Annotated in this window: 15 protein-coding genes; 7 read left to right on the forward strand and 8 right to left on the reverse strand. The window is 67.9% G+C overall.

Translation table 11 applies throughout. The features are described 5' to 3' along the window. Positions 1-37: 37 nt before the first annotated feature. Positions 38-2,164, forward strand: a complete 2,127-nt coding sequence (locus RTA_RS19985) for a DUF2357 domain-containing protein (protein ID WP_158307811.1) — start codon at positions 38-40, stop codon at positions 2,162-2,164. Positions 2,165-2,329: 165 nt separating this feature from the next. Here the strand turns inward: RTA_RS19985 and RTA_RS00040 are convergent, their stop codons facing one another. Beyond that, complete coding sequence (locus tag RTA_RS00040) at positions 2,330-4,591, reverse strand: DUF6351 family protein (protein WP_013899302.1); 2,262 nt, start codon at positions 4,589-4,591, stop codon at positions 2,330-2,332. Between the two features lie 401 nt (positions 4,592-4,992). Then, positions 4,993-5,154, reverse strand: a complete 162-nt coding sequence (locus RTA_RS20880; RefSeq protein WP_158307812.1) for a hypothetical protein — start codon at positions 5,152-5,154, stop codon at positions 4,993-4,995. Between the two features lie 170 nt (positions 5,155-5,324). Here RTA_RS20880 and RTA_RS00045 point away from each other — a divergent pair, with 170 nt between their 5' ends. Further along, on the forward strand, positions 5,325-5,939 hold the full coding sequence (locus tag RTA_RS00045; protein ID WP_013899304.1) for a 3'-5' exonuclease: 615 nt from the start codon (positions 5,325-5,327) through the stop codon (positions 5,937-5,939). 70 nt (positions 5,940-6,009) lie between these two features. Here RTA_RS00045 and queC read toward each other — a convergent pair whose 3' ends face one another. The 3 genes from queC to RTA_RS00060 all read right to left on the reverse strand — a co-directional run bounded on the left by queC (position 6,010) and on the right by RTA_RS00060 (position 9,041). After that, positions 6,010-6,714 carry a 7-cyano-7-deazaguanine synthase QueC gene (queC, locus tag RTA_RS00050; RefSeq protein WP_041674904.1) on the reverse strand — a complete coding sequence of 235 codons (705 nt, stop codon included), beginning with the start codon at positions 6,712-6,714 and terminating at the stop codon, positions 6,010-6,012. 70 nt (positions 6,715-6,784) lie between these two features. Continuing rightward, the gene (locus tag RTA_RS00055) at positions 6,785-7,864 is read right to left on the reverse strand and encodes an enolase C-terminal domain-like protein (protein WP_013899306.1); all 1,080 of its coding nucleotides are present in this window, start codon (positions 7,862-7,864) and stop codon (positions 6,785-6,787) included. A 295-nt stretch (positions 7,865-8,159) separates the two neighbouring features. After that, entirely contained in the window at positions 8,160-9,041 is an 882-nt protein-coding gene (locus RTA_RS00060) for a LysR family transcriptional regulator (RefSeq protein WP_041674905.1), read from the reverse strand. Between the two features lie 92 nt (positions 9,042-9,133). On the opposite strand from RTA_RS00060, the gene RTA_RS00065 reads away from it, so the two are divergent. From RTA_RS00065 to RTA_RS00085, 5 genes are all read left to right on the forward strand, one after another. Next, complete coding sequence (locus RTA_RS00065) at positions 9,134-10,096, forward strand: TerC family protein (protein ID WP_041674906.1); 963 nt, start codon at positions 9,134-9,136, stop codon at positions 10,094-10,096. A gap of 47 nt (positions 10,097-10,143) precedes the next feature. Beyond that, on the forward strand, positions 10,144-10,737 hold the full coding sequence (locus RTA_RS00070; protein WP_013899309.1) for an NnrU family protein: 594 nt from the start codon (positions 10,144-10,146) through the stop codon (positions 10,735-10,737). 25 nt (positions 10,738-10,762) lie between these two features. Next, positions 10,763-11,071 carry a nucleotidyltransferase family protein gene (locus tag RTA_RS00075; RefSeq protein WP_041674907.1) on the forward strand — a complete coding sequence of 103 codons (309 nt, stop codon included), beginning with the start codon at positions 10,763-10,765 and terminating at the stop codon, positions 11,069-11,071. After that, on the forward strand, positions 11,061-11,402 hold the full coding sequence (locus RTA_RS00080) for a HepT-like ribonuclease domain-containing protein (protein WP_013899311.1): 342 nt from the start codon (positions 11,061-11,063) through the stop codon (positions 11,400-11,402). Before RTA_RS00075 ends, RTA_RS00080 begins: the two co-directional genes overlap by 11 nt. A 79-nt stretch (positions 11,403-11,481) precedes the next feature. After that, positions 11,482-12,711 (forward strand): arabinose transporter, encoded by a 1,230-nt coding sequence (locus RTA_RS00085; RefSeq protein WP_041674908.1) that lies wholly within the window; start codon positions 11,482-11,484, stop codon positions 12,709-12,711. Here the strand turns inward: RTA_RS00085 and RTA_RS00090 are convergent. From RTA_RS00090 to RTA_RS00100, 3 genes are read right to left on the reverse strand one after another with little or no spacing between them, the layout of a single operon-like run. Continuing rightward, entirely contained in the window at positions 12,672-13,262 is a 591-nt protein-coding gene (locus tag RTA_RS00090; RefSeq protein WP_049871179.1) for a carboxymuconolactone decarboxylase family protein, read from the reverse strand. The two genes, RTA_RS00085 and RTA_RS00090, sit on opposite strands and share 40 nt — an antisense overlap. After that, on the reverse strand, positions 13,259-14,083 hold the full coding sequence (locus tag RTA_RS00095) for a TauD/TfdA dioxygenase family protein (RefSeq protein WP_013899314.1): 825 nt from the start codon (positions 14,081-14,083) through the stop codon (positions 13,259-13,261). The genes RTA_RS00090 and RTA_RS00095 overlap by 4 nt, the downstream gene beginning before the upstream one ends. Positions 14,084-14,130: 47 nt before the next feature. Further along, positions 14,131-15,108, reverse strand: a complete 978-nt coding sequence (locus RTA_RS00100) for a Bug family tripartite tricarboxylate transporter substrate binding protein (RefSeq protein ID WP_013899315.1) — start codon at positions 15,106-15,108, stop codon at positions 14,131-14,133. Positions 15,109-15,216: the final 108 nt, after the last annotated feature.

A 15,216-nucleotide genomic window follows, 5' to 3' on the forward strand; every position in this document is an offset into this window, starting at 1 on the left:
GCGCATATCCGCATTGCCAGGGAAGTCAGCTCCCCGTGTGAAGTTATTGGACGGGTCTTCGTATGAACTCGTCCAGCTTTTTGAAGGAGAGGAGTACCTCTATTCATGGGAGGGCCCGGCGGGCGACGTCGTCACCGAACCGCGCGAGCTGTTCCGACCCGATCGCCATTCCGGGAGGTCCGGACGGCTCCGAACAGGCCTATCGGTGGGGTTCGTTCCCGTGACTGTCTTCTCAGGATTAGTTGAGGCTGGCACTTGCGAGTTGGAGGTTCGCCCCCGGAAGCTCACGTACGAGGACGAGTACAAGTGGATGTTGCGCGACATTGCCGAGCAGATGGCTGAACTCTTGATGGAGCGCTTCGCAGCTAGCGACCTTCAGTTCTCCGTTGATGTTGAGCGCAATGCGTCGACGCTGTATCAGCGATTCGAGTTCTTGCGAGCATTGATCGGAAGCGAAGACTTTCAAGGTGCGATGCAGGAGGTCTTGCGGCGCCCGCACACTGGTTGGGTGACAACGCCTACGCCTGTAGAAATTTCACGTGGGGTGCGGCCATCGTCCAACATTTCTAAGCAGCTTGCGCGGCGCGGTATTGATGCGAGAAATCTGGGACTGCTGGGTCATTTTGATGGCGCAAGATCAATCTTTGAAGACAAGACGGAGGCCACGCACGACACGACGCCAAATCGGTTTGTGAGGCATGCGTTCCGGCACTGGCTGTTTCTGCTTGGTGACCTGCAAGTAGCGCTGGAGAAGCAAACACGGACAGCGCCAATTGCCCGAGGCCTTGCGGAGGTCAGGGAGCTAGCGTCCACGATCGAGCAGTTCATCTCGGATGACCTTTTCCTAGCTCTTGGTGATCTCGATCGCTTCCCAAGTGAAGACCAGGTCTTGCAGAAGCGACAAGGCTACCGGGAGGTCTTTCGCGCGTTTCTGGAGTTTGAGCTCGGCGCACTCCTAACTTGGAGCGACAGTAGCTTTGCGGCTGGAACACGAAACGTGGCGGCGACGTACGAGTATTGGGCGTTCCTTCAGCTTGCGAAGTGCGTAGCTCGAGTAGCAGGCGTCGACTTTGCCATGGCGGACTTGCTGACGCTTGATCAGTTCGGACTCTCAGTTCAGATCAGGAAGGGCGTCGAACAGGTCTTCTGCGGCATTGCAGTACGCAATGGCAGGCGTATGTCCATCGAACTCTGGTTCAACAAAACTTACGGCGTGCCGCAGGGATCTTGGTCGAGGTCAATGAGGCCCGACTACTCGCTGCTGATTCAGCCAGAGAGCCGGGACAAGCCGTTCGAGATCGTACTGGTCCATTTCGATGCAAAGTACAGAGTCCAATTCATTCGCAATCTTCTCCTCTCCTCCGAGGGACTGGAAGAGGGCGAGGTATCTGATGAAGAAGCGCTGACGCGCGGCGAGGCGACAAGCGGCGACCTGTTGAAGATGCACGCTTACCGCGACGCTATCCGACGAACATCTGGTGCGTATGTCCTATACCCGGGAGGCGACGCCGAGTTAGGGCGAAAACCTCTTAGTGAGTACCAAGAGCTTTTGCCTGGGCTGGGCGCTTTTGTACTTCGCCCGGCGGAGGGCGGCGATGTCCTAGGCAGTGTAGAGCTTCAAGGATTCATAGAGCGCGTGGTAGACCATTCGGCTACCAGGCTTACGCAACACCAGCGGAGTCGTTATTGGGAAGATGCCGTATACGCGCCGACCGACTCCACCCGCGACGTCTACGCTGGTCTCCCACCTGGATCGGCGACGGTACTACTAGGGTTTGTGAAGAGTAAGGAGCACTGGGAATGGATTAAAAAGACCGCCTCTTACAACGTGCGGGTTAGTGGCCGCGAAGGCGGAGTAGGAGCAGATTCGGTTCTTTTTAACGCACAGCTGATTCTCTTGTACTGTCCTAGCATTAACAAAGTCCGCTTAGCGCGACTCGTGGCGGGGCCGGAGCAGCTTTCTGCTTTGGAGCTCAAGGCGACTGGATACCCCCAGCCACAGGGGCCCTTGTACTGGTGCGTTCAACTGCTTTGGGTAAACCGACCAGAGTGGACAGAGAAGCTGAGTTGCAAGCTGGTAGAAGTTGCCGTCAGCTCACAGGGCGGTCCACTCGGCGGGCCGGTGCTCATGACGTGGGCGGCGCTCCTGAGTACGGCGTCGTAGTAGTCGCGCTTCAGCCGTGGGTGGTCTTACTCGGTAAGCTCCCCCCATGCCCCGCACCGCCGTCATCGACTTCGAGACTACCGGCCTGTCGCCCACGCAGGGCGACCGGGTGGTGGACCGGTTCCAGTCGCTGATGAACGCGGGCGTGCGCATCCCGCCCTTCAGTCAGAACGTCAGCCAGGTCCCTCGCAGCCCCTGCTGCTCCACGCCCGGAACCGACCAGTTGCATACCCCCGTCGGGAACACCGTAGCCAGGCGCTGCATCTGCTGCGCGGTGAATGGCACCCCGTAATCGGTGATGGCCACGGGCTTGAGCGTGCACTTGATGACATCGGCGGCGAGCGGCGCGCCGGCGGTGGCGCGGGGTGCGGGCGGTGCCGGATAGAGGGCCGCGCACTGGCCGCTGCCGGGCTGCTGCTTCTCCGCGATGAACTGGGGAGTCGCATCGCGCGTGTTGCAGCCTTCCTGCAGCGTCTGCGGCTTGTTGCGCACCACCTTCTCGTGCTGGCTGCCGCCGGCCTGGTCGGCCTGGATCGCCGCGAGCCACTTGTCCATCTCGGCCAGGGCTCGCATCAGCAGCGGGCTCGTGCTGGAGTAGTAGCCGTAGCGGAAGTCCTCGACCAGCATCACCTGGTTGTCGGCATCGCCGTTGGCCTTGATCAGCCGCTCGCGCATGGAGAAGGAGTGGTAGCGCAGGTGGATGTCCCCGACCGGGTTGTCGTCGCTGTACGCGCGGTAGTCGATGATGGGCACGTCCTTCAGCCCGCCGCCGCCGCTGGTCAGCCGGCCCGTCTGGTAGGCCTGGCGGGTCGCGAGCGGGTCGGCCACGGTGCGCTGGACCTGGAAGCCCGCATCGCGGTCGTAGCCGCCGATGCGCTCGTTGAGCTGAAGGAACTGGTCGACCGTGATCGTGCCGGCATTGAGTGCCGCGAGCCCGTACTGGACGCCCTCGTTGTCCAGCGGCCGCCGCGCGAAGCCCGTCGCGGGATCGGTTCCGAGCGCGTTCTCCATGTGTTCGTAGATGTCGCAGCGGGCCCCGGTGCGATGGGTCGCCGGGTCGTAGCGCTGCGCTTCCGGCAGGACCGTGGGACAGTAGGTGCGGGTGCCGCCGAGCGTGCGGGTGGCCCGGTCCAGCGGCACGAAGGGCCCGGGCGCGACGCGCATGGCGCCGTTGAAGACGGTGTCGGTGTACAGGGTCTCCAGGTTCTGGATGCCGGCCACCTGCCGCTGCTGCTCGTTGCTGAAGGTGCCGGGGGCGGTCTGCAGGAAGTAGTTGCCGAGCAGCCGCATGTCCGTGATGGCGTACACCGTGGCAAAGCCCACCTCCGGGAAGCTGCAGCCCGGCAGGATGCCGTCGAGCAGGCCCGGGTAGTTGTCGGCGATCTGGTGCTGCTGGTAGGAGCCGCCCGAACAACCCCAGCCGATGGTGTAGCGCGGCCGGCCGTAGGCCTCGATGAAGCGTTCCTTCACCATCGCCATCGACTCCGCCGCCGTGAGGTCCTGGCAGTTGTTGCCGAACACGTTGAGCGAGGACGATGCGATGGCGTAGCCTTGCTGGAGGATGTTCGCGTCCAGCACGCCGCCCGTGGTGCTGCCCTGGCGGTACCAGCCTCCGGTGCAGCCGCCACCGAAGGTGTAGACCAGCTTGCCGTTCCAGCCCGCCGAGCGGGCGGCGGGCGAGGGCGTCGTGCCGTCGGCCGGGTTGTGCAGCACCGCCGTCTGGTAGATGGCACGGTTCACGGTACCCGTTTCCAGCCGCACCACGAAGGGGACGGTCCGCCCATCGGTGGTCGTGGTGGTGGCGGCATCGGCCGGCACGGCGTTTGGCGCCGGCAGCGGCGCGATGGTGCCTGCGGCCGTGCGGTAGACATAGTCCACCCGCGTGTCGGCCGAGCAGCTGGCGTCCTTGGCCGGGCCGAGGAACGGCCCGTCCGGGTACAGCCGGAAGGTCTGGGTCTCGCACACGAACGGCGTCTCTTGCGGGCCGCTGAACAGCGGGCCTGTGCGGGGATGGTTGACCACTCGCAGGGTCGTGCGGCCGGAGGCCTCGGTTCGGCCGTCCTCCACCAGCTCCAGCACGATCTCGTTCGCACCATTGGCCAAGCCGCTCACCAAGCCGACCGGCTTGCCGTCCGTCGGGTCCGGCGCAAAGCTCGCTGCCACCCGACTGCCATTGACGTTCACGCGCACACTGCTGCCGGCCGGTACATCGCCTTGCACCTTCAGCAAGACGTCGCCGCCCGTGACGCGATCGGCGCTGGTCGAGGAGAGCACCGCCGCTGTGATGGCGCGGCGCTCGGCATTCTCGTTGCCGCGGTCGTCACCGTCACCGCCGCCGCAGGACGCGAGCAACACCGCGGCGAATATGGCGGACAACTGGCCCGGCGCAACGCGGGCAGGCCGTCCACCGGAGATGGAGCGTTCCATGGGTTTGTCTCCTGTCGATGTTGTGGGGAAAGGTCTGGACACTAGTCCTTCGCTTCCGTGGGACAGGAGGGTGTTAACACCGGGGTACAAGGTGCTACTGGGGCCTGCACGACAGTGGGTAAGGCCCGCCGCGTGCGGGTCTGGGTCGATGCGCTGCACGGGGACGGCTGAGACGCGTTGCTTCGACTTGCATGGTTCACAGGCTCTAACACGTCGAGGTCCATGCGCTCAGGCAAGCGCAGCGCTCGGCAGCGCGAACACGGTGCGCAACTGGGCAGGCGCTCCTCGGTCGACATCGTGGCGCGCTATCTCGCACCCACGGTGCCCACGGCATCGGCGAGCGGCGCGTGAGCGCGGTTTCCCTCGCCTGACAGTCACGCTGGCGCCGCAAGGACACCTGCTCAGGGGGTCGTCTTCTTCTCGCCGCGCTTGTGCGATCCGGTCGGAGAGCCCGGATTGTTCTTCTTCTCGCCTCCTGCGGCGGACGACTTGCCGCCGTGGTTCGAGCCGGACTTTTTGCTGGGATGCGTCTTACCGCCTTTGGAGTCCTTGGTGGATTGCATGCTGGTGTCCAGTTCGTGATGCGCCCGCGAAAGCGGACAGATCTTCAATCTAGGAGACCCCGGGCAACGCGCGGTCGGGCGGTGGGCAGCTTTGCCGTAGGACGCCGCGCCGGCCAGGGACTTCGTTACCGCTGTGGCTCTGCGCATTGAGCTGAACGTATGCTCCCCCCATGCCCCGCACCGCCGTCATCGACTTCGAAACCACCGGCCTGTCGCCCACGCAGGGCGACCGCGCCACCGAGGTGGCCATCGTGCTGATGGAGGGCGACCGGGTGGTGGACCGGTTCCAGTCGCTGATGAACGCGGGCGTGCGCATCCCGCCCTTCATCGAGGCGTACACCGGCATCAGCAACGCCATGGTCGCCGGCGCGCCGCGGGCCGAGGCGGTGATGGCCGAGGCGGCGCGCTTCGTGGGCGACACGCCCCTGGTGGCGCACAACGCCTCGTTCGACCGGCGCTTCTGGCAATCCGAGCTGGCGCGCGCCGGGTGCCAGGCGCGGCAACCCTTTGCCTGCACCCTGCTGCTGTCGCGCCGGCTGTACCCACAGGCGCCCAGCCACAAGCTGGGCTCGTTGGCCGCTTTTCATGCGCTGCCCTCGTCGGGCCGCGCGCACCGGGCCCTGGCCGACGCCGAGGTGGCGGCCGCGCTGCTGGCGCAGATCCGCCACGACCTGCGGCGCCAGTACGGCATGGCCGAGTGCCGGCACGAGCTGCTGGTCCAGGTGCAGGGCGCGCCGCGCAAGTCCCTGCCCGCGGTGGTGGAGCGGTACCGGCAGGCGGGGTGAGGGACAAGGCGGCGTGCGGCGCCCCCACCCCGGCCCTCCCCCGGAGGGGGAGAGAGAGGAGCCGGCTGCGTCACGGCCCGGCCGTGGTGAACTGCGCCCAGCCACGCGCCCGCAGCTCGCAGGCCGGGCAGCTGCCGCAGCCATAGCCCCAGTCGTGACGGGTGGCGTGGTCGCCCAGGTAGCAGGTGTGCGTGCAGTCGCGCACCAAGTGCACCAGCGCGCCGCCGCCCAGCTCGTGGGCCAGCCGCCACGTGGCGGCCTTGTCAATCCACATCAGCGGCGTCTCGATAACCAGGCGCGTGTCCAGCCCCAGGCCCAGGGCGACCTGCAGCGCCTTGAGCGTGTCGTCGCGGCAGTCGGGATAACCGGAGTAGTCGGTCTCGCACATGCCGCCCACCAGCACCGACAGCCCGCGCCGGTACGCCAGGGCGGCGGCGTAGGTGAAGAAAAGGAGGTTGCGGCCGGGCACGAAGGTGTTGGGCAGGCCGCTCGCTTCGAACTCGATGGCCTTGTCGGCGGTGAGCGCGGTGTCGCTCAGCTGGCCCAGGGTGGGAAGCTGGAGCACATGGTCGGTACCGAGCCGGACGGCCCAATGCGGGAACCGCGCCTTCAGCTGGTCCAGAAAGCGCAGGCGCACCTCCAGCTCCACGCGGTGGCGCTGGCCGTAGTCGAAGCCGACGGTCTCCACGTGCTCGTACCGGTCCAGCGCCCAGGCCAGGCAGGTGGCGGAGTCCTGGCCGCCGGAGAAGAGGACGAGGACGCGGGTGTGGGGCATGGTGCGGGGGTCTACCGGACACCATGAAAAAGGAAAGTCCCGCTTTCGAATTTCATGCGTTGCTGCCTCTTCAATCGACCCGGTAGCGGGCGACCGCGTCCTCGTCCCAGACCATTCCCAGCCCGGGGCCCTGCGCGCTCACGCATCCGTCCTTCAGCGTGCAGGGCGACGCCAGGACCGCCGAGCCGAAGTCCATGAACTCCAGCCAGTCGCAGGTCGGCGTGACGGGCAGCACGTGGGCGCTGGCCTCGATGAACAGATGGCTGGACACCGGCATGGATGCGGCCTGGGCGGCGCCCATCACGCCCAGCCAGCCCGTGATGCCGCCGATCTTCATCAGGTCCGGCATCATGCGGTCGCAGGCGCGGGCGCTGACGGCCCGCTCGGCATCGCGGGCGAACCACCAGTTCTCGCCGGTCTGGATGGGGATGCGCGACTGCGCCCGCACCTGCGCATGGCCTTGCAGGTCCTCGGCGGCCACGGGCTCCTCCACCCACTCCAGGTCGAACGGCTCCAGCGCGCGGATGCGCCGGATCGCCTCGCCGGGCGCCAGGCTCTGGTTGTAGTCGACCATCAGCGCGATGCCGTCGCCGACGATGCGCCGCACCTCGCGGACGGTCGCCAGGTCGTGGGCCAGGTCGCCGCCGCCCAGCTTGATCTTGATGCCGCGAAAGCCCTGCGCCACCGAGCGCTCCAGCGCCGCGGCGTCGCGTGCCGGATCGACCAGGCCCCAGCTGTCGTAGGCGCGCACGGGCTGCGGCTGGCCGCCGAGCAGCCGCACCACGGGTTGCCCGGCGGCCTTGCCCAGGGCGTCCCAGCACGCCATGTCCAGGGTGGACAGCAGCATGCCCAGCAGGCCCTGCCGCCCCAGCAGGCGGAACTGCCGCTCCAGCTGCTGCTGCAGCGTGAACGGCACCACCGGCTGGCCGCGCAGAAGCGGTGCCAGCTGGCCGGCCAGCACGGACAGCGGCTGGAGCACCACGGGCGTGTAGGCGAACAGGTAGGCGCTGCCGGTGATGCCCTCGTCGGTGAGCACGTCCAGCAGCAGCAGCGGCGCGGCCTCGACCGCGCCCGACGCCGTGCGGACGGGCCGGACGAGGGGCGCGACCACGGCGCGGGCCTGCAGGTCCCGGAGGGTGAGGGGTTCCATGCGGCGCATCCTAGCCGGGCCCGGCGCCGCCGCCAACGCACAAAGCTGTGGATAGTTCCGGCACAACCGAGGGCTTATCCACAGCGGGGGCGGCGCGGCCGGAGTTGTTCATTTTGGCGGGACACCTCGGACGCTGGGCCGCGCACAGCTTTCAGGAGCACGCAAGTCCTTGCCGGCATTGGCTAAATTCCGGTTGTCCACACCCGGGTGCGGCCCTTACTACTACTACTAATTTGAAATAGAACTCTTAAGAGAGAAGACAAGGGCCAGCTTCTCCACAAAAGATTTCCGCGCGTCAGCGCGGCTGCGTAAGCTGCCGCAGCAGGGGGTGCTGGACCTTTTTCTCGCTGGTGATGGCGATGAAATGCTCCTCCACGCCGGCGCAGTCGCCCACATGGCGCACCCGCCAGCGCTGGCGCAGCTCGTCGTCCACCAGGGCCGCGGCCGGGAACACGCCCATGCCGCTGGCGCCGAAGGTCTTGAGCAAGGCGCTGTCCTCGAACTCGCCGACCACCCGCGGGCGGATGCCCTGCCGGTCGAACCAGTGGTCGAGGCGGTCGCGCACGGCCGTGTGGACGGTGGGCAGCAGCACCGGCACTTCGGCCAGCGACTGCGGAAAGCCTTTTTTCGCCTTGGCGTGCAGCGAGGCCTCGGCGTACCAGGCGATGGGCGAGGCGCCCAGGGCATGGCTGTACAGCTTGATGCTGGGGTTGGCCGGCGCCGGCCGGTCGGCGATCACCATGTCCAGGCGGTGCAGCGCCAGCTCGCCCAGCAGGTCGTCGAACTCGCCGTCGTGGCACAGCAGGCGCAGGTGCGGCGCGTGAATGATGGGGTCCAGCAGGTGGCGCACCGCCATCTTGGGCAGGCCGTCCGAGATGCCCACGGCCAGCCGCAGGCTGGGGGTGCTGGCCGCCTCGCGCACCAGGGTGGGCAGGGTCTCGCCCAGCTGGAAGATCTGGTCGGCCTGGTGCAGCGCGGCGCGGCCGGCCTCGGTCAGCGCCAGGCCGCGGCCGGCCGGCTTGAACAGGGCATGGCCTAGCGCTCGCTCCAGCTCGCGCACCTGGGCGCTGACGGTCTGCACCGCCATGCCCAGCCGGTCGGCGGCGCGGGTGACGCCGCCTTCCTTGGCCACGACCCAGAAGTAGTACAGGTGGCGATAGCTGAACGGGGTGCTCATGCGCGGCTTTCGCAAAGCTTCGGTTTTTCGGGAGGGTCCGTTCGAGATTGTCCGCTTTTTCCATCGGACGGATCCGCCTATCGTCTGCCCCCATGGAAACGATCGCACCCCTCTGGCTGTGGGCCACCTTCACCGGCATCGTGCTGGTGTCCCTGTTCGTGGACTTCGTCGTGCTGCGCAAGCAGGGCGCGCACGAGATCGGCGTCAAGGAGGCGCTGAACTGGTCGCTGGTGTGGGTGGCGCTGAGCTTCGTGTTCAACGGCCTGCTGTGGTGGGCGGTGAAGGACAGCACCGGCTCCAACGACCTGGCCACCGAGAAGTCGCTGGAGTTCCTCACCGGCTACCTGATCGAGAAGTCGCTGGCGGTGGACAACATCTTCGTGTTCCTGCTGATCTTCACCTACTTCGCGGTGCCGCCGGCCTACCAGAAGCGGGTGCTGATGATCGGCATCATCGGCGCCATCGTGCTGCGCACGGTGATGATCCTGGTGGGCGGCTGGCTGCTGGCGCAGTTCCACTGGATCCTGTACGTCTTCGGCGCCTTCCTCATCCTCACCGGCGTCAAGATGTGGTGGGCCGCGGGCAAGGAGCCGGCGCTCGACGAGAACCCGGCGCTCAAGCTGCTGCGCCGCGTGCTGCCGGTCAGCCGCGGCTTCGACGGCGAGAAATTCTTCACCCTCGAGAACGGCAAGAGGATCGCCACGCCGCTCTTCATGGTGATCTGCATGGTGGCCTTCACCGACGTGATCTTCGCGGTGGACTCCATCCCCGCCATCTTCGCCATCACGTCCGACCCGTTCATCGTGCTGACCAGCAACATCTTCGCCATCCTGGGCCTGCGCGCCATGTACTTCCTGCTGGCGGCGGTGGCGGCCAAGTTCCATTTGCTCAACTACGGGTTGGCGGTGATCCTGGTGTTCATCGGCACCAAGATGTGCCTGATCGACGTCTACAAGATCCCGGTGGGCGTGTCGCTGGGCGTGGTGGTGGGCATCCTGGCCCTGACCATGTGGCTGAGCGTGCGCAGCGCGGGGGGGCAGCCGGCCGAGCGCTGAGCCTGAGGCGGGCGCCTATCATCGGCCCGTTCATCACGGGAGGTGGCATGGGCGTTCTGATCCTGGGCTTGGTGCTGTTCCTGGGTGCGCACTCGGCGCGCATCGTGGCCGACGGCTGGCGCACGCGGACCCTCGTGCGTACCGGCAAGAAGGCGTGGAAGGGCGTGTACTCGCTGATCTCGCTGGCCGGCCTGGTGCTCATCGTCTGGGGCTACGGGCTGGCCCGGCAGCAGCCGGTGGTGCTGTGGACCCCGCCGCGCGGCATGAACCACCTCGCGGCGCTGCTGATGCTGGTGTCCTTCGTGCTGCTGGTGGCGGCCTACGTGCCGGGCAATGCGATCCGCCGGCGGCTGCAGCATCCCATGGTGCTGGGCGTCAAGGTCTGGGCCCTGGCGCACCTGCTGGCCAACGGCACGCTGGCCGACGTGGTGCTGTTCGGCGCTTTCCTGGTGTGGGCGGTGCTGGATTTCCGCTCGGCGCGGCGCCGGCCATTGGCGGGGCATCGGGAGGCCAGCCCTCACCCCGGCCCAGGGGGAGAGGGAGCGAAGACCGGCATCGCGATGGCGGGTGGGGTGGTGCTGTGGGCCGTGTTCGCGTTCTGGGCCCACGGCTGGCTGTTCGGGGTGCGGCCGCTGGGGTGAGGTGCTCGCTACACTTTGCCCACCCATGCACCCGCTTATCGATCAGAAACGCGCCGAGATCCTCGGTATCTGCCGCCGGCACCCTGTCCGCCGGTTGGAGGTGTTCGGCTCGGCGGCCCGCGGGTGGGACTTCGACCCGGCCACTAGCGACGCCGACTTCCTGGTGGAGTTCGCACCTGAGTCCAAGCGCGGGCTGGAAGCCTACTTCGCCTTGAAAAGCGACCTTGAACAGCTGCTGCAGCGGCCTGTCGACTTGGTAGAGCCTGCCACCCTGCGCAACCCCTACCTGCTGGCGAACGTCAACAGCACGCGCGAAGTCGTCTATGCAGCGTGATCCGCGCGCGTGGCTGTGGGATGTGCGTGAGGCGATCACTGCGATCGAGTCCTTTGTCGCTGGACTCGACGCGACAGGGTACGCACAGTCTGCCTTGGTGCACTCGGCGGTGGAACGCAAGTTCGAGGTGATTGGAGAAGCGTTGAATCAGCTCTCCAAGACGGACGCGGCCATGGCATCCAAGATCCCGCACCTTCCGCAGATCGTTGCCTTCCGCAACCAGCTGATCCACGGCTATGCCATGGTGGACCACGCGACCGTTTGGGGCGTGATCGAGTACTCGCTGCCTGCGCTGCGTGCGGCCGTCGAATCGCTTCTTCAGCCGGATTAGGCGTGGGCTCTACGTCTTGGCAGACCTGCTGGGCTGAGGCTTGCCGTACGCTCGCTGGGCACTCTCATCGCAGCTATCTGTGACCGACGTACCCGCGCCCGCTTCTTCCTCCCTCTGGTCCACCTTCCTGCCGCTGCTGCCGCTCACCGCGGCGGTGTTCGTGGGCTTCCTGGCCATGGGCATGGCGCTGCCGGTGCTGCCGCGGCATGTGAACGGCGCACTGGGACAGGGGACGCTGATCGTGGGCGTGGTCATGGGCGCGCAGTACCTGTCGGCCTGCCTGCTCGGGCGGGCCTGGGCGGGCGAGGTGGCCGACGCGCGAGGGCCGCGCCGGGCCATGCTGGCGGGGCTGCTGGGCGCCTGCGTCGTGGGCGCGGTGTACCTGGCCTCGCTGGCGGTCGAAGCGCCGGGGCGGCCGGGCGCCTCGCTGGCCGTGCTGGTGGGCGCGCGCCTGGTCACCGGCGTGGCCGAGAGCTTCATCATCACCGGGGCGCTGAGCTGGGGCATTGCGCGCGTGGGTCCGGCCCATGCCGGCAAGGTGATCGGCTGGGTGGGCATGGCGCTGTTCGGCGCCTACGCGGCCGGCGCGCCGCTCGGCGCCGCGTTGTGGCAGCGCTTCGGTTTCGCGGGCATCGCAGTCGCTACGCTGGTCGTGCCGCTGCTGGCAGCGGGCATCGTGGCCAGGATCCCGGGCATCGCGCCGGGCACGCAACGGCGGCCGCCGTTCTGGCGCGTGCTGGGCGCGATCCGGCTGCCGGGCCTGGGGCTGACGCTGTGCTCGGTGGGCTATGCGGTGATCAATGCCTTCGTGGCCCTGCTGTTCGTGCAACGCGGCTGGGGCGGGGCGGCGCTGGCCTTCACTGCGCTGGGCGGCGGCTTCATCCTGGCGCGGGTGGTGGCCGGGCACCTGCCCGACCAGCTGGGCGGCGCACGCGTGGCCGCGGTGTGCGTGGCCATCGAGGCGGTGGGCCAGGGGCTGATCTGGCTGGCGCCCGGGCCGGTGTGGGCCTGCGCGGGCGCGGCGCTCACGGGCGCGGGCTATGCGCTGGCCTTCCAGGGCTTCGGCGTGGAGGCGGTGCGCCGCGCGCCGCCGCAAAGCCGTGGCGCGGCCATGGGCGGCTACGTGGTGTTCCAGGACATCGCCATGGGCCTGTCGGCGCCGCTGGGCGGCGCGCTGGCGATCCAGGCCGGGCTGGGAGCGGTGTACCTGGCGGGTGCGGTCGCGGCGCTGGGGTCGGCGGTGCTGGCGGTGGGGATGCTGCGGCGGCCTCACCCCAGTGCGGGTGAAGCGCCAGCGGGCAAAGGGTAGCGGTCGACGTTGAGCGCCATGGCGACCAGGGTGTAGTAGCTCATGGTGCCCATCAGGTCGACCACGCCGCGTTCGCCGAAGGCGGCCTTGGTGGCGGCGAAGGTGGCGTCGCCCACGCGGCGGGTGGCCAGCAGCTCGGTGCAGAAGCCGTGGACGGCGGCCTCGTCGTCCTGCATGGCGTCGGGTGTGCGGCGCTCGGCGATGGCGTCGATCACCGCCTCGGGCAGGCCCGCGCCCAGGGCGATGGCACGGTGCGCGTGCCACATGAACTGGCAGGTCCATTCGCGCGCCACGAGCAGGATGGCCAGCTCGTTCAGCCGCAGCGGCAGCGAGGAGTTGAAGCGCGTGTGCTCGCCGAAAGCCTGGGCCAACTGTCCCATGGCGGGGCTGCGCAGCAGCACGTTGTAGGGGCCCTGCATGGAGCCGCGCTTGCCGGCCAGCACGGCGTCGACCATGGCGCGCTGCTCGGGGGTCATGGCCTCGTAGGCCAGCGGCGGGAAGCGGTCGCCGCGCAGGCCCAGGTCGCGGGCGCCGGGTGCGCTGCCGCTCATGCCGGCCTGTCTCCGCGCAGGGTGATGCGCTGCATCACGCGCCGGTGGCCGTGGTAGTCGTTGACCGGGTTGTGCTGCACGCAGCGGTTATCCCAGAAGGCGACGGCGTCGGGCTCCCAGGCGATGCGGCAGGTGAACTCGGGCCTGACCTGGTGCGCGAACAGGAACTGCAGCAAGGGCGCGCTTTCCTCGTCGTTCAGGCCCTGGATGCCGGCGGTGTGCGCCACGTTCACGTACAGCGCCTTGCGCCCGGTCTCGGGATGGGTGCGCACCACGGGATGCTCGGCGCGGTACTCCTTCTTCGCCTCCCCGGTGCCGTCGGACTTGATGCGGTCCTCGCGGGTCTTGGAGACGTCGGCCTTGGCCGAGCTGGAGATGCCCACCAGGCCGTCCAGCAGGCGCTTCATGGTGGGCGACAGCGCCTCGTAGGCCGCGTACTGGCAGGCGAACATCGTGTCGCCGCCATAAGGGGGCACCTGCTTCGAGAGCAGCATGGAGCCCATGGGCGGCTCCTCCAGGTAGGTGGTGTCGGAGTGCCAGATGCCGCCGAAATTCACCTTCTCGTGCTCCAGCTTCTTGACCTCGATGATCTGCGGGTAGCCCTCGATGCCCTTGACGAAGGGGTACTCGATGGGCTCGCCCATGGCGCGCGCAAACGCCAGGAACTGTTCCGGGCTGAGCGGCTGCCGGCGCAGGTAGATGACGCCGTGCTGCAGCAGCGCCTGGCGCACCTCGGCGGCGCCAGACTTGTCCAGCGGCTGGCGCAGGTCGATGCCGGAGAGTTCGGCGCCCAGGGCGCCGGCGAGTTTTCGGACTTGCATGGGAGCGGTCTTGCTTGTCGTGGGTGGGGAGATCTGCGCGGCGGCGCTCAGTCGGCGGTGGCGCCCGACTGCTTGACCACCACGGCCCAGCGCTGGATGTCGTTGCGCAGCATGGCCTGCAGCTCCTGCGGCGAGGTGATGGACACCTCGGCGCCCTGGGCGGCGAACTTCTCGGCCGTGTCCTTCTCCTCCAGGATTTTGTTGATGTCGGCGTTGATCTGCCGCACGATGGCCGGCGGCGTGCCGCCGGTGGCGAAGATGGCGAACCAGAAGCTGCTGTCGAAGGCCGGATAGCCCTGCTCGGCGAAGGTGGGGATGTCGCCGAAGGCGGCCGAGCGCTTGGTGCCGGTGACGGCCAGGCCCTTGAGCGTGCCGGCCTTGATGTGCTGCGACACCGAGGGCAGGCTGGTGAACACCACCTGGATCTGCCCGGCCAGCAGGTCGGTCAGCGCCGGCGCCGCGCCCTTGTACGGCACGTGGGTCATCTTGACCGAGGCCGACGAGTTGAACATCTCGCCCAGCAGGTGGTTGACCGAGCCGTTGCCGGCCGAGCCGAAGGTCACCGGCTGCCGGCCCGCGTAGGCCGCCAGGTCCTTCACGCTGGCGATGGGCAGCCGGGGGTTGGCCACGGCGACGAAGGGCACGTTGGCCAGCGTGGCCACGGCGGTGAAGTCGGCCACCGGGTCGAAGGGCAGCTTCTTGTAGATGCTGGGGTTGATGGCGTGCGAGCCCACGTACGACATCAGCAGCGTGTAGCCATCGCCCGGCGCCTTGGCCACCGCGTCCATGCCGATGTTGCCGCCGGCGCCGGCGCGGTTGTCCACCACCACCGGCTGGCCCCACTTTTCGCCGAGCTTCTGGGCCACGATGCGCGCCAGCGCGTCCGAGGCGCCGCCGGGCGACTGCGGCACCACCAGGCGCACCGGCCGGCTGGGGTAGGCCTGCTGGGCGTGCAGCGAGGGCGCGGCAAAGGGAGCGGCCAGCACGGCCAGGGCCGCGGCGCGCAGGAGCGAGGAGAGCTTCATGAAGGGCCTTTTGTCTCTTGGGGGAGCGCGTATTTTCGCTTTCGGCCCGACAGCCCAGCATGGGGCTTGCCACTAGGCGCCGCGCCTGGCTCGACAACGCTAGCGCCG

It is taken from the genome of Ramlibacter tataouinensis TTB310, assembly GCF_000215705.1.
Lineage (GTDB): Bacteria > Pseudomonadota > Gammaproteobacteria > Burkholderiales > Burkholderiaceae_C > Ramlibacter > Ramlibacter tataouinensis.